Source organism: Pseudomonas sp. XS1P51 (genome assembly GCF_054897845.1).
This window is the reverse complement of sequence record NZ_CM142707.1, coordinates 5,378,346-5,394,279: the sequence shown is the minus strand read 5'-3', so window position 1 is coordinate 5,394,279 and position 15,934 is coordinate 5,378,346. Positions and strand designations below refer to the sequence as shown.

The window sequence follows — 15,934 nt, the reverse complement described above, 5'->3', positions numbered from 1 at the left end:
TTTGCATTAGAGAACGGGCACGGGGTGCTCCCGTAACGCCGTCAGCAAAGCCGCGGCACTGGCACCGCGACAATCCACAACTGTTTGGGCCCCGGCGGCACGTGCCAGCTCGGCGACTCTGGGGCTTGGAACAAACAACGGCAACCGCGCCAATTGCGGCCAGGCATCGCCGGCCAATTGATGCAGGTGCTCAAAACCCTGTCCACTGCTGACCACCAGCCCGTTCAAGCGTTCCGCTTCGATCCGGTCAGGCAGCGCGGCCGGCGGGTATTGCGGCAGGTCACGGCGATACAGCTCCAGATACTCGACACTAGCACCAAGCTCGCGTAAACGCTCAGCCAGCAACTCGCGCCCGCCCTCCCCGCGCATGATCAATACGCTCGGATCAGGCCGTGCGATAGCCTCGCGCAACTGCGCAAGTTCCAGCAAGGCTTCGCTGTCATCGCCATCCACCGGGAAACTGACGTCCAACCCGTGGTCCTCGAGGATCTGCGCAGTGGCCGCGCCGACACTGAACCACTTCAGGCGCGGTGGCTGCGGCCAATACTGACTGACCAGATCCACGGCCAATCTGGCGGCCGGCTTGCTGACCACGATCACTGCGCAGTAGCCGTCCAGATCCTGAATCACCCGGTGCATTGTGTCAGAGGCAGGAATCGGCGCTATTTCCAAAAGCGGCAAACTGCTGCTGAAAATCCCCTCTTCGGCCAACACATCACTCAGCGCCGCCGACTCATCCGCAGGGCGCGTCAGCAGCAGACGCCAGCCACTCACTCGTGACCTGCCTCGCCGTAGACCGCTTTCAGAATGTCGTTGGCGCCCTGGCTCAGCAGGTCTTCGGCCACTTGCACGCCCAAGGCTTCGGCGTCGCCGCGCGGTGCACGGGCTTCGGCGCTGAGCAGCAGACCTCCACTCGGATCACCCACCAACCCCCGCAGCCAGACCTGTTCGCCTTCAAGCACGGCGTAGCAGGCGATCGGCACTTGGCAGCCGCCATTCAGATGTTTGTTGAGGGCACGTTCGGCAGTGACGCGGATGGCGGTGTCCTGATGGTGGAGCGGCGCCAGCAATGCATGGATTTCGCTGTCGGCACTGCGGCACTCGATCCCCACCGCGCCCTGGCCACCGGCCGGCAGACTGTCGTCAACGCTGATGGCCGAGGTGATGCGTTCCTCAAAGCCCAGACGAATCAGGCCAGCGGAAGCGAGAATGATGGCGTCGTATTCGCCAGCGTCGAGCTTGGCCAGACGGGTGTTAACGTTGCCGCGCAAGAAGCGGATTTCCAGGTCCGGGCGACGGGTCAGCAACTGGGCCTGGCGACGCAGGCTGGAGGTGCCGACGATGCTGCCTTGCGGCAACTCATCCAGGCTGGCGTAGGTATTGGAGACGAACGCATCACGCGGGTCTTCACGCTCGCAGATGCAGTACAGACCGAGGCCCTCGGGGAAGTCCATGGGCACGTCTTTCATGGAGTGCACGGCGATGTCGGCTTCATTTTCCAGCAGCGCGGTTTCCAGTTCCTTGACGAACAGGCCCTTGCCGCCGATTTTCGACAGTGGCGAATCGAGCAGCTTGTCGCCACGGCTGACCATGGGAACCAACGTCACGAGCAGACCCGGATGGGCTTCCTCCAGACGGGCTTTGACGTATTCGGCCTGCCACAGGGCGAGAGCACTTTTGCGGGTGGCGATGCGGATTTCGCGAGAGGACATGGATCAATCCGTACTGAATAGATACGGCGGATAATAACAGCTCAGCCAAATCCACTTTGACTTGTATCAGGTATTGCCTGGCCTCCCTGGCCCCGGATGTCCGGCAATCGGGTGTGGAATACGCCTGTGAGCGGCGAATTAAAGCTGCTGCATCATTTTGCGCACGCCAGCCACATGGCGGCGGCTGACGATCAGCGCGTCACCGTTCAAGCCTTTGAGGAACAGTTGGAAATGCCCCAGAGGCGTGCGTTGCAGGCGTTCGATGCGCTCGCGAGCGACCAGAGCGTTGCGGTGGATTCGCACAAACCGGTCGCCGAATTCGTCCTCAAGCGCCTTGAGCGGTTCATCCAGCAGCACTTCGCCGCCTTCATGGCGCAAGGTCACGTATTTGTGGTCGGCAATAAAATAGACCACCTGACCCAACGGAATCAGCTCGATACCTTTTCGGGTACGGGCGCTGATATGGCTGCGTGGGCCGCTGCCGGTTTCGGCGGCGGGGCGAGTAAGCGCCGCAAGCTGGACACGGTTGGGGCGCTCGGCTTTCTTCAACGCTTCATGCAAGTGTTCTGTACGCACAGGTTTCACCAGATAGCCTACGGCGCTGGCCTGTAAGGCTTCCACGGCAAATTCATCGGGTCCTGTGCAAAACACTACGGCGGGCGGGGTTTCGCGTTCGCACAATCGCGCAGCCACTTGCAGGCCATCGAGGCCCGGCATACGGATATCGAGCAGCACGATATCCGGTTTGTGGCTGTCGATCAGTGCCAACGCCTCTTCGCCGTTCGTGGCGCTGGGCTCCAGGACACTGTATCCCTCGAGTTCGCCGACCATTCGGCTCAGGCGCTCGCGGTTCAGGGGTTCGTCATCAACGATCAGGACATTCATATTGCGCTGGATTCCTGCGTGAGTCTCGCACAAGGATAGCGTAGACAGGTGAAGTGACGTCCGTCACCGCGATCCACGCTAAGACTAGCGCGAGGGCCAAAAAGTGCCGCTAGACCGACGGCTAAATTTTCATCTGCCGGGCGTTTGGCGGCCCAGGCCCGCGTTGGCGAGGCATCGCCACAGGGTTTGCTGATACACAATACGAACACCCCCTCTTTTTATAGGCAGCGGCAGCGCCTGGAAGTGCGCTGATCCTACTGTCCAACTGTAGACGGTTGCCGGGACGTTATTGCTCAATTGAAAAATATCGTTGCGCAATCTCAGCAACGCTTGCCCCGAGTATGGGCTGCGGCATGAGAAAAAAACGTGTCGACCAGTGTCAGCGACAGGATTGGCAACCCTGTTATTATCCGCGACAGCTTTCAACGCCATCTTTCTTCAGCCGATACGAGCGAATTCATGAGCACTGACAAGACCAATCAGTCCTGGGGCGGCCGCTTCAGTGAACCCGTCGACGCCTTCGTCGCCCGCTTCACCGCCTCCGTCACTTTCGACCAGCGCCTGTATCGCCACGACATCATGGGCTCGATCGCCCACGCCACCATGCTGGCCAAGGTCGGCGTGCTGACCGATGCCGAGCGCGACAGCATCACCGATGGCCTGAAGACCATCCAGGGTGAAATCGAGGCCGGCCAGTTCGACTGGCGCATCGACCTCGAAGACGTGCACATGAACATCGAGGCGCGTCTGACCGACCGCATCGGCGTGACCGGTAAAAAGCTGCACACCGGCCGCAGCCGTAACGACCAGGTCGCCACCGACATCCGCCTGTGGCTGCGTGACGAGATCGACCTGATCCTGGCGGAAATCACCCGCCTGCAAAAAGGGTTGCTGGAACAGGCCGATCGCGAAGCCGGCAGCATCATGCCGGGCTTCACTCACCTGCAAACCGCGCAACCGGTGACGTTCGGGCACCACATGCTGGCCTGGTTCGAAATGCTCAGCCGCGATTACGAGCGGCTGGTCGACTGCCGCAAGCGCACCAATCGCATGCCGTTGGGCAGCGCCGCGCTGGCCGGCACCACTTACCCGATCGACCGCGAATACACCGCGCAACTGCTGGGCTTCGATGCCGTCGGCGGCAACTCGCTGGACAACGTGTCCGATCGTGACTTCGCTATCGAGTTCTGCTCGGCCGCGAGCATCGCGATGATGCACTTGTCGCGGTTCTCCGAAGAGCTGGTGCTGTGGACCAGCGCGCAGTTCCAGTTCATCGATCTGCCGGACCGCTTCTGCACCGGCAGCTCGATCATGCCGCAAAAGAAAAACCCGGACGTGCCGGAGCTGGTTCGCGGCAAGACCGGGCGGGTATTCGGCGCGCTGATGGGCCTGCTGACCCTGATGAAGGGCCAGCCACTGGCCTACAACAAGGACAACCAGGAAGATAAAGAGCCGCTGTTCGATGCCGCTGATACCCTGCGCGACTCGTTGCGAGCCTTTGCCGACATGATCCCGGCGATCAAACCCAAGCACGCGATGATGCGTGAAGCGGCACTGCGCGGTTTCTCCACTGCCACCGACCTGGCCGACTACCTGGTTCGCCGGGGCCTGCCGTTCCGTGACTGCCACGAAATCGTTGGCCATGCGGTGAAGTACGGCGTGGAAAGCGGCAAGGATCTGGCGGAAATGAGCCTGGAAGAGCTGCGCAAGTTCAGCGACCAGATCGATCAGGACGTGTTCGCCGTGCTGACCCTGGAAGGTTCGGTGAATGCCCGTGATCATATCGGCGGGACTGCGCCGGCGCAGGTCAAGAAGGCTGTGGTTCGCGGTCAGGCGCTGCTCGCCAGCCGTTAACTGCTAACCGCTAAAAGCTTCGCGAGCAGGCTCGTTCCCACATTAGATCGGTGTTGAACACAGATTTGTGAACACCAGTGTGGGAGCGAGCCTGCTCGCGATGGCGGCCTTGAAGACGCTACAAAACCTATCTCTTGGACGCGATCATCGCCATGAACGCTGGCATCGCCGCTTCCCGATCCGCTGCAATTCGCTGCACGTTCGGATTTTGCCCCAGACGCTCCAGCAGCGCCTTGGCTGCCGGCATCTGAGCCAACAAATCCAAATCAAACAGCTTCTGCGCCGCCGCGCAGGCCAGCGGCACGCTGTACAGGAAATACAAGTCCGCAACGCTCAGGCTGTCACCTGCCACGTACGGGGAGAACTTGCCGTGTCTGTTCAACGACGCGAACCCCAGCAGCAACTCGGCCTTGGTCTTTTCCTGGATAGCTTGCGCAACCGGCATGCCGAAGAACGCCGCCGGGTAACAGGCGCGTCCGGGCAGTTCGATGTACAGCTCGATTTCCTTGGCCAAAGCCAGAACCTGCGCCCGCTCGAAGGGATCGCTCGGCAGTAGCGGCGTACCTTTCTGGCTCTGCTCGATGTATTCGAGAATCACACTGGTTTCATTGATGAAACCCTGTTCGACACCCAGCACCGGAACCTTTCCGCGCGGGCTGATAGCCAGCGCCTCGGGGCTCTGGCCGGCATAAAACGGTACTTCTTCAAACGGCAGTCCCTTCTCCAGCAGCGCCAGCTTGACCATGTTGTAGTAGTTGCTGACGGAAAATCCATAAAGCTTGAGCATTACATAGCCTCCAGGCCGTGCAGGGGGTTGGCAGCGCCAGTTATAGAACGCCCGGGCGCTTCTCGCCAGCAGCATCACAGCGCTGAATGCAGGTAAACTGGCCGCCTTTCCTTGAGGAGCCTGCCATGAGCGAGCCAACCCCCGGCACCAGCCAAGACGACATCGACGAAGAAGAATTCACCGAAAACACCCTGGTCGAAGCTATCGAAAACCAGATCGAAAGCGACAACCCACCAGCCGCCAAGGCAACCTTCAACAAGTTGACCCTGGTGGGTTACGAGCGTGAAGAAATCCTGAACCTGATGGCCCATGTCCTGGCGGTGGAAATCGACGCGATCCTCGAAGAAGACCGCGCGTTCAACACCGAATGGTACGAAGCGGCATTGCGCGCTCTTCCAGAGTTGCCGCCGGAAAAGAAGTAACCTCAAAGATCAAAAGATCGCAGCCTTCGGCAGCTCCTACAGAGGATCGCATTCACCTGTAGGAGCTGCCGAAGGCTGCGATCTTTGTATTTCAGGCAACCGTTTTTCAGACCCTGACTACACTGGTACGCACCCCACTGCCGCACCACCCACCGGGGAATGCTTCCCGAGGCGAAAAAACCCTGTCGCGAGCACTGGACATGCCGCACGAGTGGGATCACCTTAGGGGCGCTGTCGTCCAATTCCTAGAAAGTCTGGAGTCCTTATGTCGCTTACCCCTGAGTTGGTTGCCGAACTGGAAATCCTCGCACTCTTCAACCTGGACAGTTCCCAGGAAGGTTTGAAAATTCATCAGACCGCTGCCCCGAAAGCTATTGCTGCCGCTCAACGCCTGTACGAAAAAGAACTGATCGACCAGCCCGATGGCGGTTATCTGACCAGTCTGGGTCGTGATGCCGCGCAAAATGTGCAAACCGTTCTGACCATTCTGAGCGTCCAGGAAACAGCCTGAGCATTACCGCATCGCCCACGGAAACCCCTGCCACGGGATTTCCGCGGGCACTCTGTCGCCCAGCGATAGAAATCTGACGTCAAAAAAACAAAATCAGCTTAAATGTCCCGGAGCCGAGGCGCTAAACTGCCCCTCATCCTGAGACCTTCCACGTCCGAGCCCTGCGAGCCGGTTTGAGCTGACATGACCCGCACCCATGAAATCCGCCCCGATCTGGACGAGGGAATCGACCGCAAGGTTCTCAGCCAGCTGCGCGCACGTTTTCTGAAGCTCAACGAGGGCCGCATGGCCCGAGCCATGGAAGGGCTGTCAAGCCGCCAGCAAGGGGTACTGACCTTGCTGCCGCTGTTTTTCCATGTCAATCATCCGCTGTTGCCGGGTTATGTTTCGGGCAGCACGCCCGCCGGCCTGTCGAACTTCGAACCCGACGCCAACACCCTTGCCGAAGCCCAGCGCCTGACCCGCTCGTTTTCCTATAAACCGCGCCACGGCAGCAATCCGCCGCGACCAATTCACGGCCTGTTCCTGATGGGCAGCCTCGGCACCTTGGCTCAGGCCGATCAAAGCGACATGGACGTGTGGGTCTGTCACGCACCGGACCTTGGCGAAAGCGAACTCGCCGAGCTGCGCAAAAAGTGCCAGTTGCTGGAAACCTGGGCCGCGAGCCAGGGCGCCGAAGCGCATTTCTTCCTGATCGACCCGGCCCGATTCGTACTCGGCGAGCGTGATACTCAACTGAGTTCAGAAGACTGCGGTACCACCCAGCACTATCTGCTACTGGACGAGTTCTACCGCACCGCGATCTGGCTGGCCGGACGCACACCTATCTGGTGGCTGGTGCCGGTGTACGAAGAAGCGGCTTACGACCGCTACACCCACACATTGCTTTCCAAACGCTTCATTCGGGCGGACGAGACCCTGGACCTGGGGCATCTGGCGTACATTCCGCCCGGCGAATTCATCGGCGCCGGGCTCTGGCAGTTGTTCAAGGGCATCGAATCGCCCTACAAGTCAGTGCTCAAGCTGCTGCTGACCGAGGTCTACGCCAGCGAACACCCCAAGGTTCATTGCCTGAGCCTGCGTTTCAAGCAAGCAGTGTTCGCCAATCGGCTCGACCTTGATGAGCTGGACCCCTATATCGTGGTCTATCGGCGCATCGAGGAATACCTCACCGCCCGCGGCGAGCCGGAGCGCCTGGAGCTGGTGCGCCGCGCGCTGTACCTGAAGGTCAATCGCAAGCTCACCGGCAGCAACAGTCGCACCCAGAGCTGGCAGCGTTCGCTGCTCGAACGCCTGGCACACGAATGGCATTGGGATCATCGTCAGTTGGCCCTGCTCGACAGCCGCAGCCAGTGGAAAGTCCGTCAGGTCAGCTCCGAGCGCCGGGCGTTGGTCAACGAGCTGAATTACAGCTACCGCTTCCTGACCGAGTTCGCTCGCAGCGAACAGACTGTCAGCCTGATCAACAAACGCGACCTCAACGTGCTGGGTCGTCGCCTGTACGCGGCCTTCGAGCGCAAGGCGGACAAGGTCGAGTTCATCAATCCGGGCATCGCCCCGGACCTGGCCGAAGACACCCTGACCCTGGTGCAGGCGCCGAACAAAAAGGAACCGGGGCAAACCCAATGGGGCCTGTACAACGGCAGCCTGACGGCCCACGAGTGGGAGCATTTCGCGCCGATCAAACGTAGCAGGCAATTGCTGGAACTGCTGACCTGGTGCCACCGCAACGGCGTGATCGACAGCAGCACCCGCCTGGCCTTGCACCCTGGCAGCAGCGACCTGAGCGAGTTCGAACTGTTCAACCTGCTCGGCAGCTTGCAACAGAGCATCGCCCTGCCGCTTTCGACCGTCGCCGAAGAACCGTTATTGCGCGCCAGCGTGCCGAGCGAAGTGCTGATTCTGGTGAATGTCGGCATCGATCCGCTCAAACATCACCGCGACCTGAACATTTTGATGACCACCGAGCGCACTGACTCCCTGAGTTACGCCGGCGTCCGGGAAAACCTGGTGCTGACCCTGGATCAGGTCACGCTCAACAGCTGGAACGAGGTGCTGGTCAATCGCTTCGACGGCCCTCACGCCTTGCTCGATTGCGTGCGCGATTACCTCAACAATCTACCGAGCGGGCTGAAACAGCCAAAGTTGCGCGTACGGTGCTTCTGCCACAACCGCGCGCAGTTTATCGCCCAGCGGGTCGAAGAAATTCTCGACACCGCGCAGAACCTGCTACTGAGCAAACTCAATCATCGCTACCTGATTCAGGTCCAGCAGCATTACCACGTGCTGGAACTGGTGCCCGGCCAGGTCAACCACGTCGCCCTCGCCACGCTGCCGGCACTGTTCGATTACCTGGGTGAAGAACTGGCGAGCTATAGCCCGCTGCACCTGGACCCAATGGCATTGGAAGACCACGACCTGGCGCTGCTTCTGCCCATGGGTCAACCCGATTGCATTCAAGTGTTCTACCGAATCAACGAAGACCAGGCCGACTTGTACGTGCTGGATGAATTCAATGCCCTGTGGCAGCAGCGTTTGCCCTACCACGACGAGCAAAGTCTGCTGGTGCCGTTGCAGCGATTCCTGCAATCGATCCAGTACCGACGCGACGCCCTGCTGCCGATGGACGCTGCTCAGCCTTTGAGCGTGGAGACTTTGTATTACCAGCTGTTGCCGTCCGGCCCCTTGCGGGCTCGTCGGGTAGAGGCCCGGCCAGCACCGCAAACCCCGGCCAACAAACCGTTCTACGACGTACAGGCCATCGTCGGCAAAGCCGCGCCAGGCCAGGTGCAGGTCACGTTGTATTGCAATCAGCGGGAATTTTCAGAACTGGAGCATGGCGACCAACTGTTCAGTGTGGTCGCCCGGGAAATCGTCGAGCAGCGCCGCGAGACCGAACGCTACCGCTGCTACATCACCGACCTGGACCTGTCGGGCCTGCCCGGTGATAGTCAGAGCTCAAGCAATCTGTATCTGCGCTACAAGGCTGACCTGGAGCGCGCATTGAACGAGGCGCTCGAACAGGTCTGAGGGGATGTCATTCCGGGAAGGCGCCGCCATTGGCAGGCTGTGATTCGACTTCAAGCAGGGTCAGCTTGAGGGTCTTGCCACCCGGTGCCGGCCAGTCGATGTGCTGGCCAACCTTCAGACCGAGCAGCGCGCTGCCTACCGGCGCAAGAATGGAAATCTTGCCTTCGTCGGCATTGGCATCCTTGGGGTAAACCAACGTCAGGTGATAGTCCTTGCCGCTGATCTCTTCACGGCAATGCACACGGGAATTCATGGTCACGACATCGGCGGGCACTTCATCGTGACCGACCAGGGTATCGGCGCGATCCAGTTCGGTTTGCAGCGCGATAACGCCCGGCAGCGTGTCATCCAGGCTGTCGATCAGGCGCTCCAGACGTTGTACGTCCAGACGGGTAAGGGTGATGGAAGGTGCGGTCATGATCAGGGCAGACTCCTTTCTTCTGCACGAAAAAAGCAAAACCCCGCCAGAAAAAGGCGGGGTTTTCACGAGCCTCGATGGGTTGAGGCGTACCCGGACACTATCACAGCTCAATAAATATACAAGTCGGGGGCGGCGGACGGCTTTTTGACCCTGTAGGAGCTGCCGCAGGCTGCGATCTTTTGATCTTTACGGGGCCCGCGCAGCTGAAAGATCAAAAGATCGCAGCCTGCGGCAGCTCCTACAGAGGATTGGCGGCAGCTTGGCGATTCGAGGCCTGGGCGCAGATGACGCGCCGACGCTCATCGTCCGCCGAGCGCCATTCGCGGATGTCTTCGACATGACGGAAACACCCCAGACAGACCTTCTGTTCATCCAGCCGACAGACCCCGCTGCACGGCGAAGGCACCGCCGGGCTGACATTGCTGTAGAGCGGCTTGGGCGGACGAACGGGTGCAGGCTGGGTCACGATCTCACAGACCTTCGAAATCGAATTCAGCGCCGGCTTGTTGCTTGACGATGCGCTCAAGCATTTCGCCCAGCTGCTCTTCGCTTTTGTCGCACATCCAGCGGTCGCTCTCTTCGTCGTAGTCGAAGTGGAAGCCGCCGGAGACCGCCGCCAGCCAAAGCTGACGCAGGGGCTCCTGACGGCTGAAGATCAACTGGCTGCCGTTTTCGAACTTGACGGTGAGCACACCGGCCGAGCTCTCCAGATCGATATCCAGGTCACTCTCGTCGAAAATATCCTCCAGCGTCTGCTGGGTGGCATCGACCAGATCGTGGAAACGGGCTTCGGTCAAACTCATTACGGCAACCTCAAAAAGTGTCTACTCACGCTCAAGCGCCGCAAGATACGGGCGAGCCCCGGTGAATGCAAAGGATAACGACCAAGCCCCCGTCCGACAGGCCTCGAAACCTGTGGGAGCGAGCCTGCTCGCGAAGAGGCCATCATATTCAACATCAATGTTGACTGACACTGCGCCTTCGCGAGCAGGCTCGCTCCCACAAGGGTTGCAGTGTTTAGGCCCCCGACTTATCAGCATAGAGGCAAAGCCCCGCCGGACGGGAGCCCCGTTGCATAGGCAAGCTGCCGGGTGGCCGGTATACTCCGGCGCAATTAACGTATTTTCAAGGATTTCGCCATGAAGCGCCTGATCTCTTCCCTTGCTGCGCTCGCTTCGCTCGTCGCTTTTGCCTCCTTATTATCGGCCTGCGGTCAAAAAGGCCCGCTGTACCTGCCTGACGAGAACCAGGACCCTGCAGAGCAGGCCAAGTCATCGCAACAGCAGCCCGCCTCCAAGGCACACAAGCACGACGTCTACCAATAAGGGAACGCCATGGACGCTTTTAACTACCGTGACGGTGAGCTGTTCGCGGAAGGTGTTGCCCTGTCCGCCATCGCCGAACGCTTTGGCACACCGACTTACATCTACTCCCGTGCGCACATCGAAGCCCAGTACCTGGCTTACGCCGATGCGCTGGCCGGCATGCCGCACCTGGTCTGCTTTGCGGTCAAGGCCAACTCCAACCTGGGTGTACTGAATGTCCTGGCGCGTCTGGGCGCCGGTTTCGACATCGTCTCCCGTGGAGAGCTGGAACGCGTACTGGCCGCTGGCGGCAACGCCGACAAGATCGTGTTCTCCGGTGTCGGCAAGACCCGTGACGACATGCGTCGCGCCCTGGAAGTCGGCGTGCATTGCTTCAACGTCGAGTCCACCGACGAGCTGGAGCGCCTGCAAGTGGTGGCCGCCGAGCTGGGCGTTCGCGCACCGATCTCGCTGCGCGTAAACCCGGACGTGGATGCCGGCACCCACCCGTACATTTCCACCGGTCTTAAAGAGAACAAGTTCGGCATTGCCATTGCCGACGCCGAAGACGTGTACATCCGCGCCGCGCAGCTGCCGAACCTGGAAGTGGTCGGCGTCGATTGCCACATCGGCTCGCAACTGACCACCCTGCCGCCATTCATCGACGCGCTCGATCGCCTGCTGGGCCTGGTCGACCGCCTCGGCGACTGCGGCATCTACCTGCGCCACATCGATCTCGGTGGTGGTTTGGGCGTGCGTTATCGCGATGAAGAGCCGCCATTGGCTGCCGACTACATCAAAGCCGTACGCGAACGTCTCGACGGTCGTGACCTGGCGCTGGTGTTCGAACCGGGCCGTTTCATCGTCGCCAACGCCGGCGTGCTGCTGACCCAGGTCGAGTACCTCAAGCACACCGAACACAAAGACTTCGCCATCGTCGACGCGGCCATGAACGACCTGATCCGCCCGGCGCTGTACCAGGCCTGGATGGACGTCACCGCTGTGCGTCCGCGCGATACCGCTGCCCGCGCCTATGACATCGTCGGGCCGATCTGCGAGACCGGCGACTTCCTGGCCAAGGATCGTCAGCTGGCCCTGGAAGAAGGCGACCTGCTGGCCGTGCATTCGGCCGGTGCCTATGGGTTTGTCATGAGTTCCAACTACAACACCCGCGGCCGTGCCGCCGAAGTGTTGGTGGACGGTGATCAGGCATTTGAAGTGCGTCGCCGCGAGACGGTAGCCGAGTTGTTTGCTGGCGAAAGCCTGCTGCCGGAGTAAAACCATGCTGCTGCGTTTTACCAAGATGCACGGCCTGGGCAATGATTTCATGGTCCTCGACCTGGTCAGCCAGCACGCGCACATCCTGCCCAAGCACGCCAAACAATGGGGCGATCGGCATACGGGCATCGGTTTCGACCAACTGCTGATCGTCGAAGCGCCGAGCAACCCGGACGTGGACTTCCGTTATCGGATCTTCAACTCCGACGGCTCTGAAGTGGAACAGTGCGGCAACGGTGCGCGCTGTTTCGCCCGTTTCGTGCTCGACAAGCGCCTGACCGCAAAACGGCAGATTCGCGTCGAAACCAAAAGTGGCATTATCGAACTGGATATCCGCAGCGATGGCCAGATCAGCGTCGATATGGGCGCACCGCGCCTGGTACCGGCCGACATTCCATTCGACGCGCCGGAACAGGCCCTGAGCTATCAGCTCGACGTTGACGGGACTGCGGTCGAACTGGCCGCGGTGTCCATGGGCAACCCCCACGCCGTGCTGCGGGTCAGCGATATCAACAACGCACCGGTGCATGAACTGGGGCCGAAAATCGAACATCACCCGCGCTTCCCGGCGCGGGTCAATGTCGGTTTTCTCCAGGTCATCGACCGGAACCGCGCGCAGTTGCGCGTCTGGGAACGCGGGGCCGGGGAAACCCAGGCTTGCGGAACCGGCGCCTGCGCTGCCGCAGTGGCCGCGATCAGCCAGGGGTGGATGGATTCGCCGCTATTGATCGACCTGCCCGGCGGGCGTCTGTCCATTGAATGGGCAGGCCCTGGCCAACCGGTCATGATGACCGGTCCGGCAGTGCGCGTATATGAAGGACAAGTGCGTCTTTGAGTGAGTCAAAACCATGACCGATAAGCCCCAGGTACCCGCCCGACAGCCCGACGAATCACCGTCCGAAAGCCTGGAGGCGGCGGCGATTGCCGCGTACCTGGAGGCTCATCCGGATTTCTTCGTCGAGCACGAAGAACTGCTCCCGGCGTTGCGCATTCCGCACCAGCGTGGCGACACCATCTCGCTGGTCGAGCGCCAGATGACCATCCTGCGCGACCGCAACATCGAATTGCGCCATCGCCTCTCGCACTTGATGGACGTGGCCCGTGACAACGACCGCCTCTTCGACAAGACCCGCCGCCTGATTCTCGCGCTGATGGACGCCACCAGCCTGGAAGACGTGGTGATCAGCGTCGAAGACAGCCTGCGCCAGGACTTCCAGGTGCCCTTTGTCAGCCTGATCCTGCTGGGCGACAACCCGATGCCGGTGGGTCGCTGGGTGACCCATGCCGACGCGCAAACGGCCATTGGCGGCTTGCTCTCGGAAGACAAAAGCGTCAGCGGCAGCCTGCGCGAGCATGAACTGGACTTCCTGTTCGGCGAGGAGCAACGCAAGCAGATCGGCTCCACCGCCGTCGTTGCCATCAGCCATCAAGGCATCCACGGCGTCCTGGCCATCGCCAGCCGCGACCCGCAGCATTACAAGAGTTCGGTGGGCACGTTGTTCCTGAGCTACATCGCCGAAGTCATGGGCCGCGTGCTGCCTCGGGTCAACAACTCCCTTCGCTCGGTACGCTGATCGTGGAACGGCAACTGGACGCTTACTGCGAACACCTGCGCAGTGAGCGGCAGGTGTCGCCTCACACGCTGTACGCCTACCGCCGCGACCTCGACAAGGTGCTGGGCTGGTGCGTCAAACAGAACATCGGCAGTTGGGCGGCCCTGGACATCCAGCGCCTGCGCAGCCTGATCGCGCGCCTGCATTCACAAGGTCAATCGTCCCGCAGCCTGGCGCGGCTGCTGTCGGCGGTGCGCGGGCTCTATCATTATCTGAACCGCGAAGGTCTTTGCGATCACGACCCGGCCAATGGCCTGGCGCCGCCGAAAGGTGAACGACGCCTGCCGAAAACCCTCGACACCGACCGCGCGCTGCAACTGCTTGAGGGCGCGGTGGAAGATGATTTTCTGGCCCGTCGGGATCAGGCCATCCTTGAGCTGTTCTATTCCTCGGGTTTGCGACTTTCGGAGCTGACCGGGCTCAACCTTGATCAACTGGACCTGGCTGACGGCATGGTCCAGGTGCTCGGCAAAGGCAGCAAGACCCGACTGTTGCCGGTGGGCAAAAAGGCGCGTGAAGCGCTGGAGTTGTGGTTGCCGCTACGAGCCATGACCAATCCTGCGGACGACGCGGTGTTTGTCAGTCAGCAAGGCCGGCGCCTCGGTCCAAGGGCGATCCAGGTACGGGTCAAGGCTGCCGGCGAGCGTGAACTGGGACAGAACCTGCATCCGCACATGCTGCGGCACTCCTTCGCCAGCCATTTGCTGGAGTCCTCCCAGGACTTGCGGGCGGTTCAGGAATTGCTCGGCCACTCGGACATCAAAACCACCCAGATCTACACCCACCTGGACTTCCAGCACCTGGCGACGGTTTACGACAGCGCCCATCCACGGGCCAAACGCATTAAAGGCGATGATTCATGACTATCCAGTTGATCACCTTCGACCTCGACGACACCCTGTGGGACACCGCCCCGGTGATCGTCAGCGCCGAAGCCGTATTGCGTGAATGGCTGACCGAGCATGCACCGAATCTGGGCGCGGTGCCGGTGGAGCATCTTTGGTCGATTCGCGAGCGGATTCTGAGCAACGACCCGGGCCTCAAACACCGCATCAGTGCCTTGCGCCGGCGAGTGCTGTTCCACGCGCTGGAGGAAGCCGGGTACGACCATGGCCAGGCGTCGGACCTGGCCGATCAGAGTTTTGAAGTGTTTCTGCATGCCCGGCATCAGCTGGAAATCTTCCCGGACGTGCAACCGACGTTGGAGATTCTGGCCAATCACTATGCCTTGGGCGTAGTCACCAACGGCAATGCCGATGTGCGCCGACTGGGGCTGGCGGATTATTTCAAATTTGCGCTGTGCGCCGAGGACATCGGCATCGCCAAACCCGATGCGCGACTTTTTCATGAGGCATTGCAGCGTGGCGGGGCGACGGCGGAGACGGCGGTGCATATCGGCGACCACCCTGGCGATGACATCGCCGGCGCCCAGCAGGCGGGATTTCGGGCGATCTGGTTCAACCCGGCGGGTAAAGCCTGGGAGGCCGAGAAAGCCCCGGATGCCGAGATTGGCAGCTTGACCGAGTTGCCGGCGTTGTTGGCACGCTGGAACGCCCAACACTGATTTTGAATTCACACCCAGCCGCTGTGGGAGCGAGCCTGCTCGCGAAGGGGTCGTGTCAGCCAACATCAATGTTGAATGATCGACCGCTTCGCGAGCAGGCTCGCTCCCACAGGAGATCACCGCTGGCTCCTGATTTTTGCTTCACCCATGAAAAAGCCCGCAGCGACGGCGGGCTTTTTCAGCAAGCAAGGGCAGACGCTCAGATAGGCCGGCTGCCGTACTTGTTGTCAGGCTTCTTGGGAGGATCGGCGACCACATTGGCCTCCACTTCCTGCACCTTGCCGCCCTTGGCCAGGAACTCTTCCATGGCCTTGGCCAAGGCATCGCGTTCCTTGTTTTTTGCTTCGACGCTCGGCAGCTCATCGACCGATACCGCAGCCTTGGCCTTGCCTTTGGCGGTCGGAACGGGCGTTTCACCGCCGTCGTCTTCAGCGACGTCGTCCGCCGCTGCTTCCAGACCTTCTTCAGTTTCGTCGTCGTCGCCTACTTCGAGGTCGTCGTTTTCCAGATCATCGTCGCTCATGTTCTACCTCATGACTTGCGAAAAGCAGAT

Annotated in this window: 18 protein-coding genes and 1 pseudogene; 10 read left to right on the top strand and 9 right to left on the bottom strand. The window is 60.8% G+C overall.

The features are described 5' to 3' along the window. Window positions 1-6 precede the first annotated feature (6 nt). The 4 genes and pseudogenes from ACYZUD_RS25005 to ACYZUD_RS24990 all read right to left on the bottom strand — a co-directional run. A complete protein-coding gene (locus ACYZUD_RS25005; protein WP_462020607.1) occupies window positions 7-774 on the bottom strand; it encodes a uroporphyrinogen-III synthase in 768 nt (255 codons plus the stop codon). After that, a complete protein-coding gene (gene hemC / locus ACYZUD_RS25000) occupies window positions 771-1,712 on the bottom strand; it encodes a hydroxymethylbilane synthase (protein WP_462020606.1) in 942 nt (313 codons plus the stop codon). The genes ACYZUD_RS25005 and hemC overlap by 4 nt, the downstream gene beginning before the upstream one ends. A gap of 138 nt (window positions 1,713-1,850) precedes the next feature. After that, window positions 1,851-2,597, bottom strand: a complete 747-nt coding sequence (locus tag ACYZUD_RS24995) for a LytR/AlgR family response regulator transcription factor (protein WP_462020605.1) — start codon at window positions 2,595-2,597, stop codon at window positions 1,851-1,853. Further along, a pseudogene (locus tag ACYZUD_RS24990) lies at window positions 2,594-2,710 on the bottom strand (sensor histidine kinase); the annotation flags it as partial. The pseudogene ACYZUD_RS24990 and the gene ACYZUD_RS24995, both read right to left, overlap by 4 nt. Before the next feature lie 346 nt (window positions 2,711-3,056). Here ACYZUD_RS24990 and argH point away from each other — a divergent pair. Further along, on the top strand, window positions 3,057-4,451 hold the full coding sequence (gene argH / locus ACYZUD_RS24985) for an argininosuccinate lyase (RefSeq protein ID WP_462020604.1): 1,395 nt from the start codon (window positions 3,057-3,059) through the stop codon (window positions 4,449-4,451). Between the two features lie 127 nt (window positions 4,452-4,578). On the opposite strand, the gene ACYZUD_RS24980 is transcribed toward argH, so the two are convergent. Next, window positions 4,579-5,238 carry a glutathione S-transferase family protein gene (locus tag ACYZUD_RS24980; RefSeq protein WP_462020603.1) on the bottom strand — a complete coding sequence of 220 codons (660 nt, stop codon included), beginning with the start codon at window positions 5,236-5,238 and terminating at the stop codon, window positions 4,579-4,581. Between the two features lie 125 nt (window positions 5,239-5,363). Here ACYZUD_RS24980 and ACYZUD_RS24975 point away from each other — a divergent pair, with 125 nt between their 5' ends. From ACYZUD_RS24975 to ACYZUD_RS24965, 3 genes are all read left to right on the top strand, one after another. Next, complete coding sequence (locus ACYZUD_RS24975; RefSeq protein WP_462020602.1) at window positions 5,364-5,660, top strand: hypothetical protein; 297 nt, start codon at window positions 5,364-5,366, stop codon at window positions 5,658-5,660. A gap of 265 nt (window positions 5,661-5,925) precedes the next feature. After that, a complete protein-coding gene (locus ACYZUD_RS24970) occupies window positions 5,926-6,171 on the top strand; it encodes a TIGR02647 family protein (RefSeq protein ID WP_094470036.1) in 246 nt (81 codons plus the stop codon). A 183-nt stretch (window positions 6,172-6,354) separates the two neighbouring features. After that, the gene (locus ACYZUD_RS24965; RefSeq protein WP_462020601.1) at window positions 6,355-9,201 is read left to right on the top strand and encodes a class I adenylate cyclase; all 2,847 of its coding nucleotides are present in this window, start codon (window positions 6,355-6,357) and stop codon (window positions 9,199-9,201) included. A 7-nt stretch (window positions 9,202-9,208) separates the two neighbouring features. Here the strand turns inward: ACYZUD_RS24965 and rnk are convergent, their stop codons facing one another. The 3 genes from rnk to cyaY all read right to left on the bottom strand — a co-directional run bounded on the left by rnk (window position 9,209) and on the right by cyaY (window position 10,425). Beyond that, window positions 9,209-9,619, bottom strand: coding sequence for a nucleoside diphosphate kinase regulator (gene rnk, locus ACYZUD_RS24960; RefSeq protein WP_449645362.1), 411 nt, complete (start codon window positions 9,617-9,619; stop codon window positions 9,209-9,211). A 241-nt stretch (window positions 9,620-9,860) separates the two neighbouring features. Continuing rightward, a complete protein-coding gene (locus ACYZUD_RS24955) occupies window positions 9,861-10,088 on the bottom strand; it encodes a DUF1289 domain-containing protein (protein ID WP_462020600.1) in 228 nt (75 codons plus the stop codon). A gap of 4 nt (window positions 10,089-10,092) precedes the next feature. Then, window positions 10,093-10,425 (bottom strand): iron donor protein CyaY, encoded by a 333-nt coding sequence (cyaY, locus tag ACYZUD_RS24950; RefSeq protein ID WP_462020599.1) that lies wholly within the window; start codon window positions 10,423-10,425, stop codon window positions 10,093-10,095. A 336-nt stretch (window positions 10,426-10,761) separates the two neighbouring features. On the opposite strand from cyaY, the gene lptM reads away from it, so the two are divergent. The 6 genes from lptM to ACYZUD_RS24920 are packed head-to-tail and all read left to right on the top strand — an operon-like array spanning window position 10,762 to window position 15,381. Continuing rightward, entirely contained in the window at window positions 10,762-10,947 is a 186-nt protein-coding gene (gene lptM / locus ACYZUD_RS24945; RefSeq protein WP_447795279.1) for an LPS translocon maturation chaperone LptM, read from the top strand. 9 nt (window positions 10,948-10,956) lie between these two features. Then, on the top strand, window positions 10,957-12,204 hold the full coding sequence (gene lysA, locus ACYZUD_RS24940; protein ID WP_462020598.1) for a diaminopimelate decarboxylase: 1,248 nt from the start codon (window positions 10,957-10,959) through the stop codon (window positions 12,202-12,204). A gap of 4 nt (window positions 12,205-12,208) precedes the next feature. After that, complete coding sequence (dapF, locus tag ACYZUD_RS24935; RefSeq protein WP_462020597.1) at window positions 12,209-13,039, top strand: diaminopimelate epimerase; 831 nt, start codon at window positions 12,209-12,211, stop codon at window positions 13,037-13,039. A gap of 13 nt (window positions 13,040-13,052) precedes the next feature. Next, window positions 13,053-13,778, top strand: coding sequence for a DUF484 family protein (locus ACYZUD_RS24930; protein ID WP_462020596.1), 726 nt, complete (start codon window positions 13,053-13,055; stop codon window positions 13,776-13,778). A 2-nt stretch (window positions 13,779-13,780) separates the two neighbouring features. Further along, on the top strand, window positions 13,781-14,680 hold the full coding sequence (xerC, locus tag ACYZUD_RS24925; protein ID WP_438658635.1) for a tyrosine recombinase XerC: 900 nt from the start codon (window positions 13,781-13,783) through the stop codon (window positions 14,678-14,680). Continuing rightward, window positions 14,677-15,381, top strand: coding sequence for an HAD family hydrolase (locus ACYZUD_RS24920; protein ID WP_462020595.1), 705 nt, complete (start codon window positions 14,677-14,679; stop codon window positions 15,379-15,381). The genes xerC and ACYZUD_RS24920 overlap by 4 nt, the downstream gene beginning before the upstream one ends. A gap of 199 nt (window positions 15,382-15,580) precedes the next feature. Here ACYZUD_RS24920 and sutA read toward each other — a convergent pair whose 3' ends face one another. Then, window positions 15,581-15,904, bottom strand: coding sequence for a transcriptional regulator SutA (gene sutA / locus ACYZUD_RS24915; protein WP_462020594.1), 324 nt, complete (start codon window positions 15,902-15,904; stop codon window positions 15,581-15,583). Window positions 15,905-15,934: the final 30 nt, after the last annotated feature.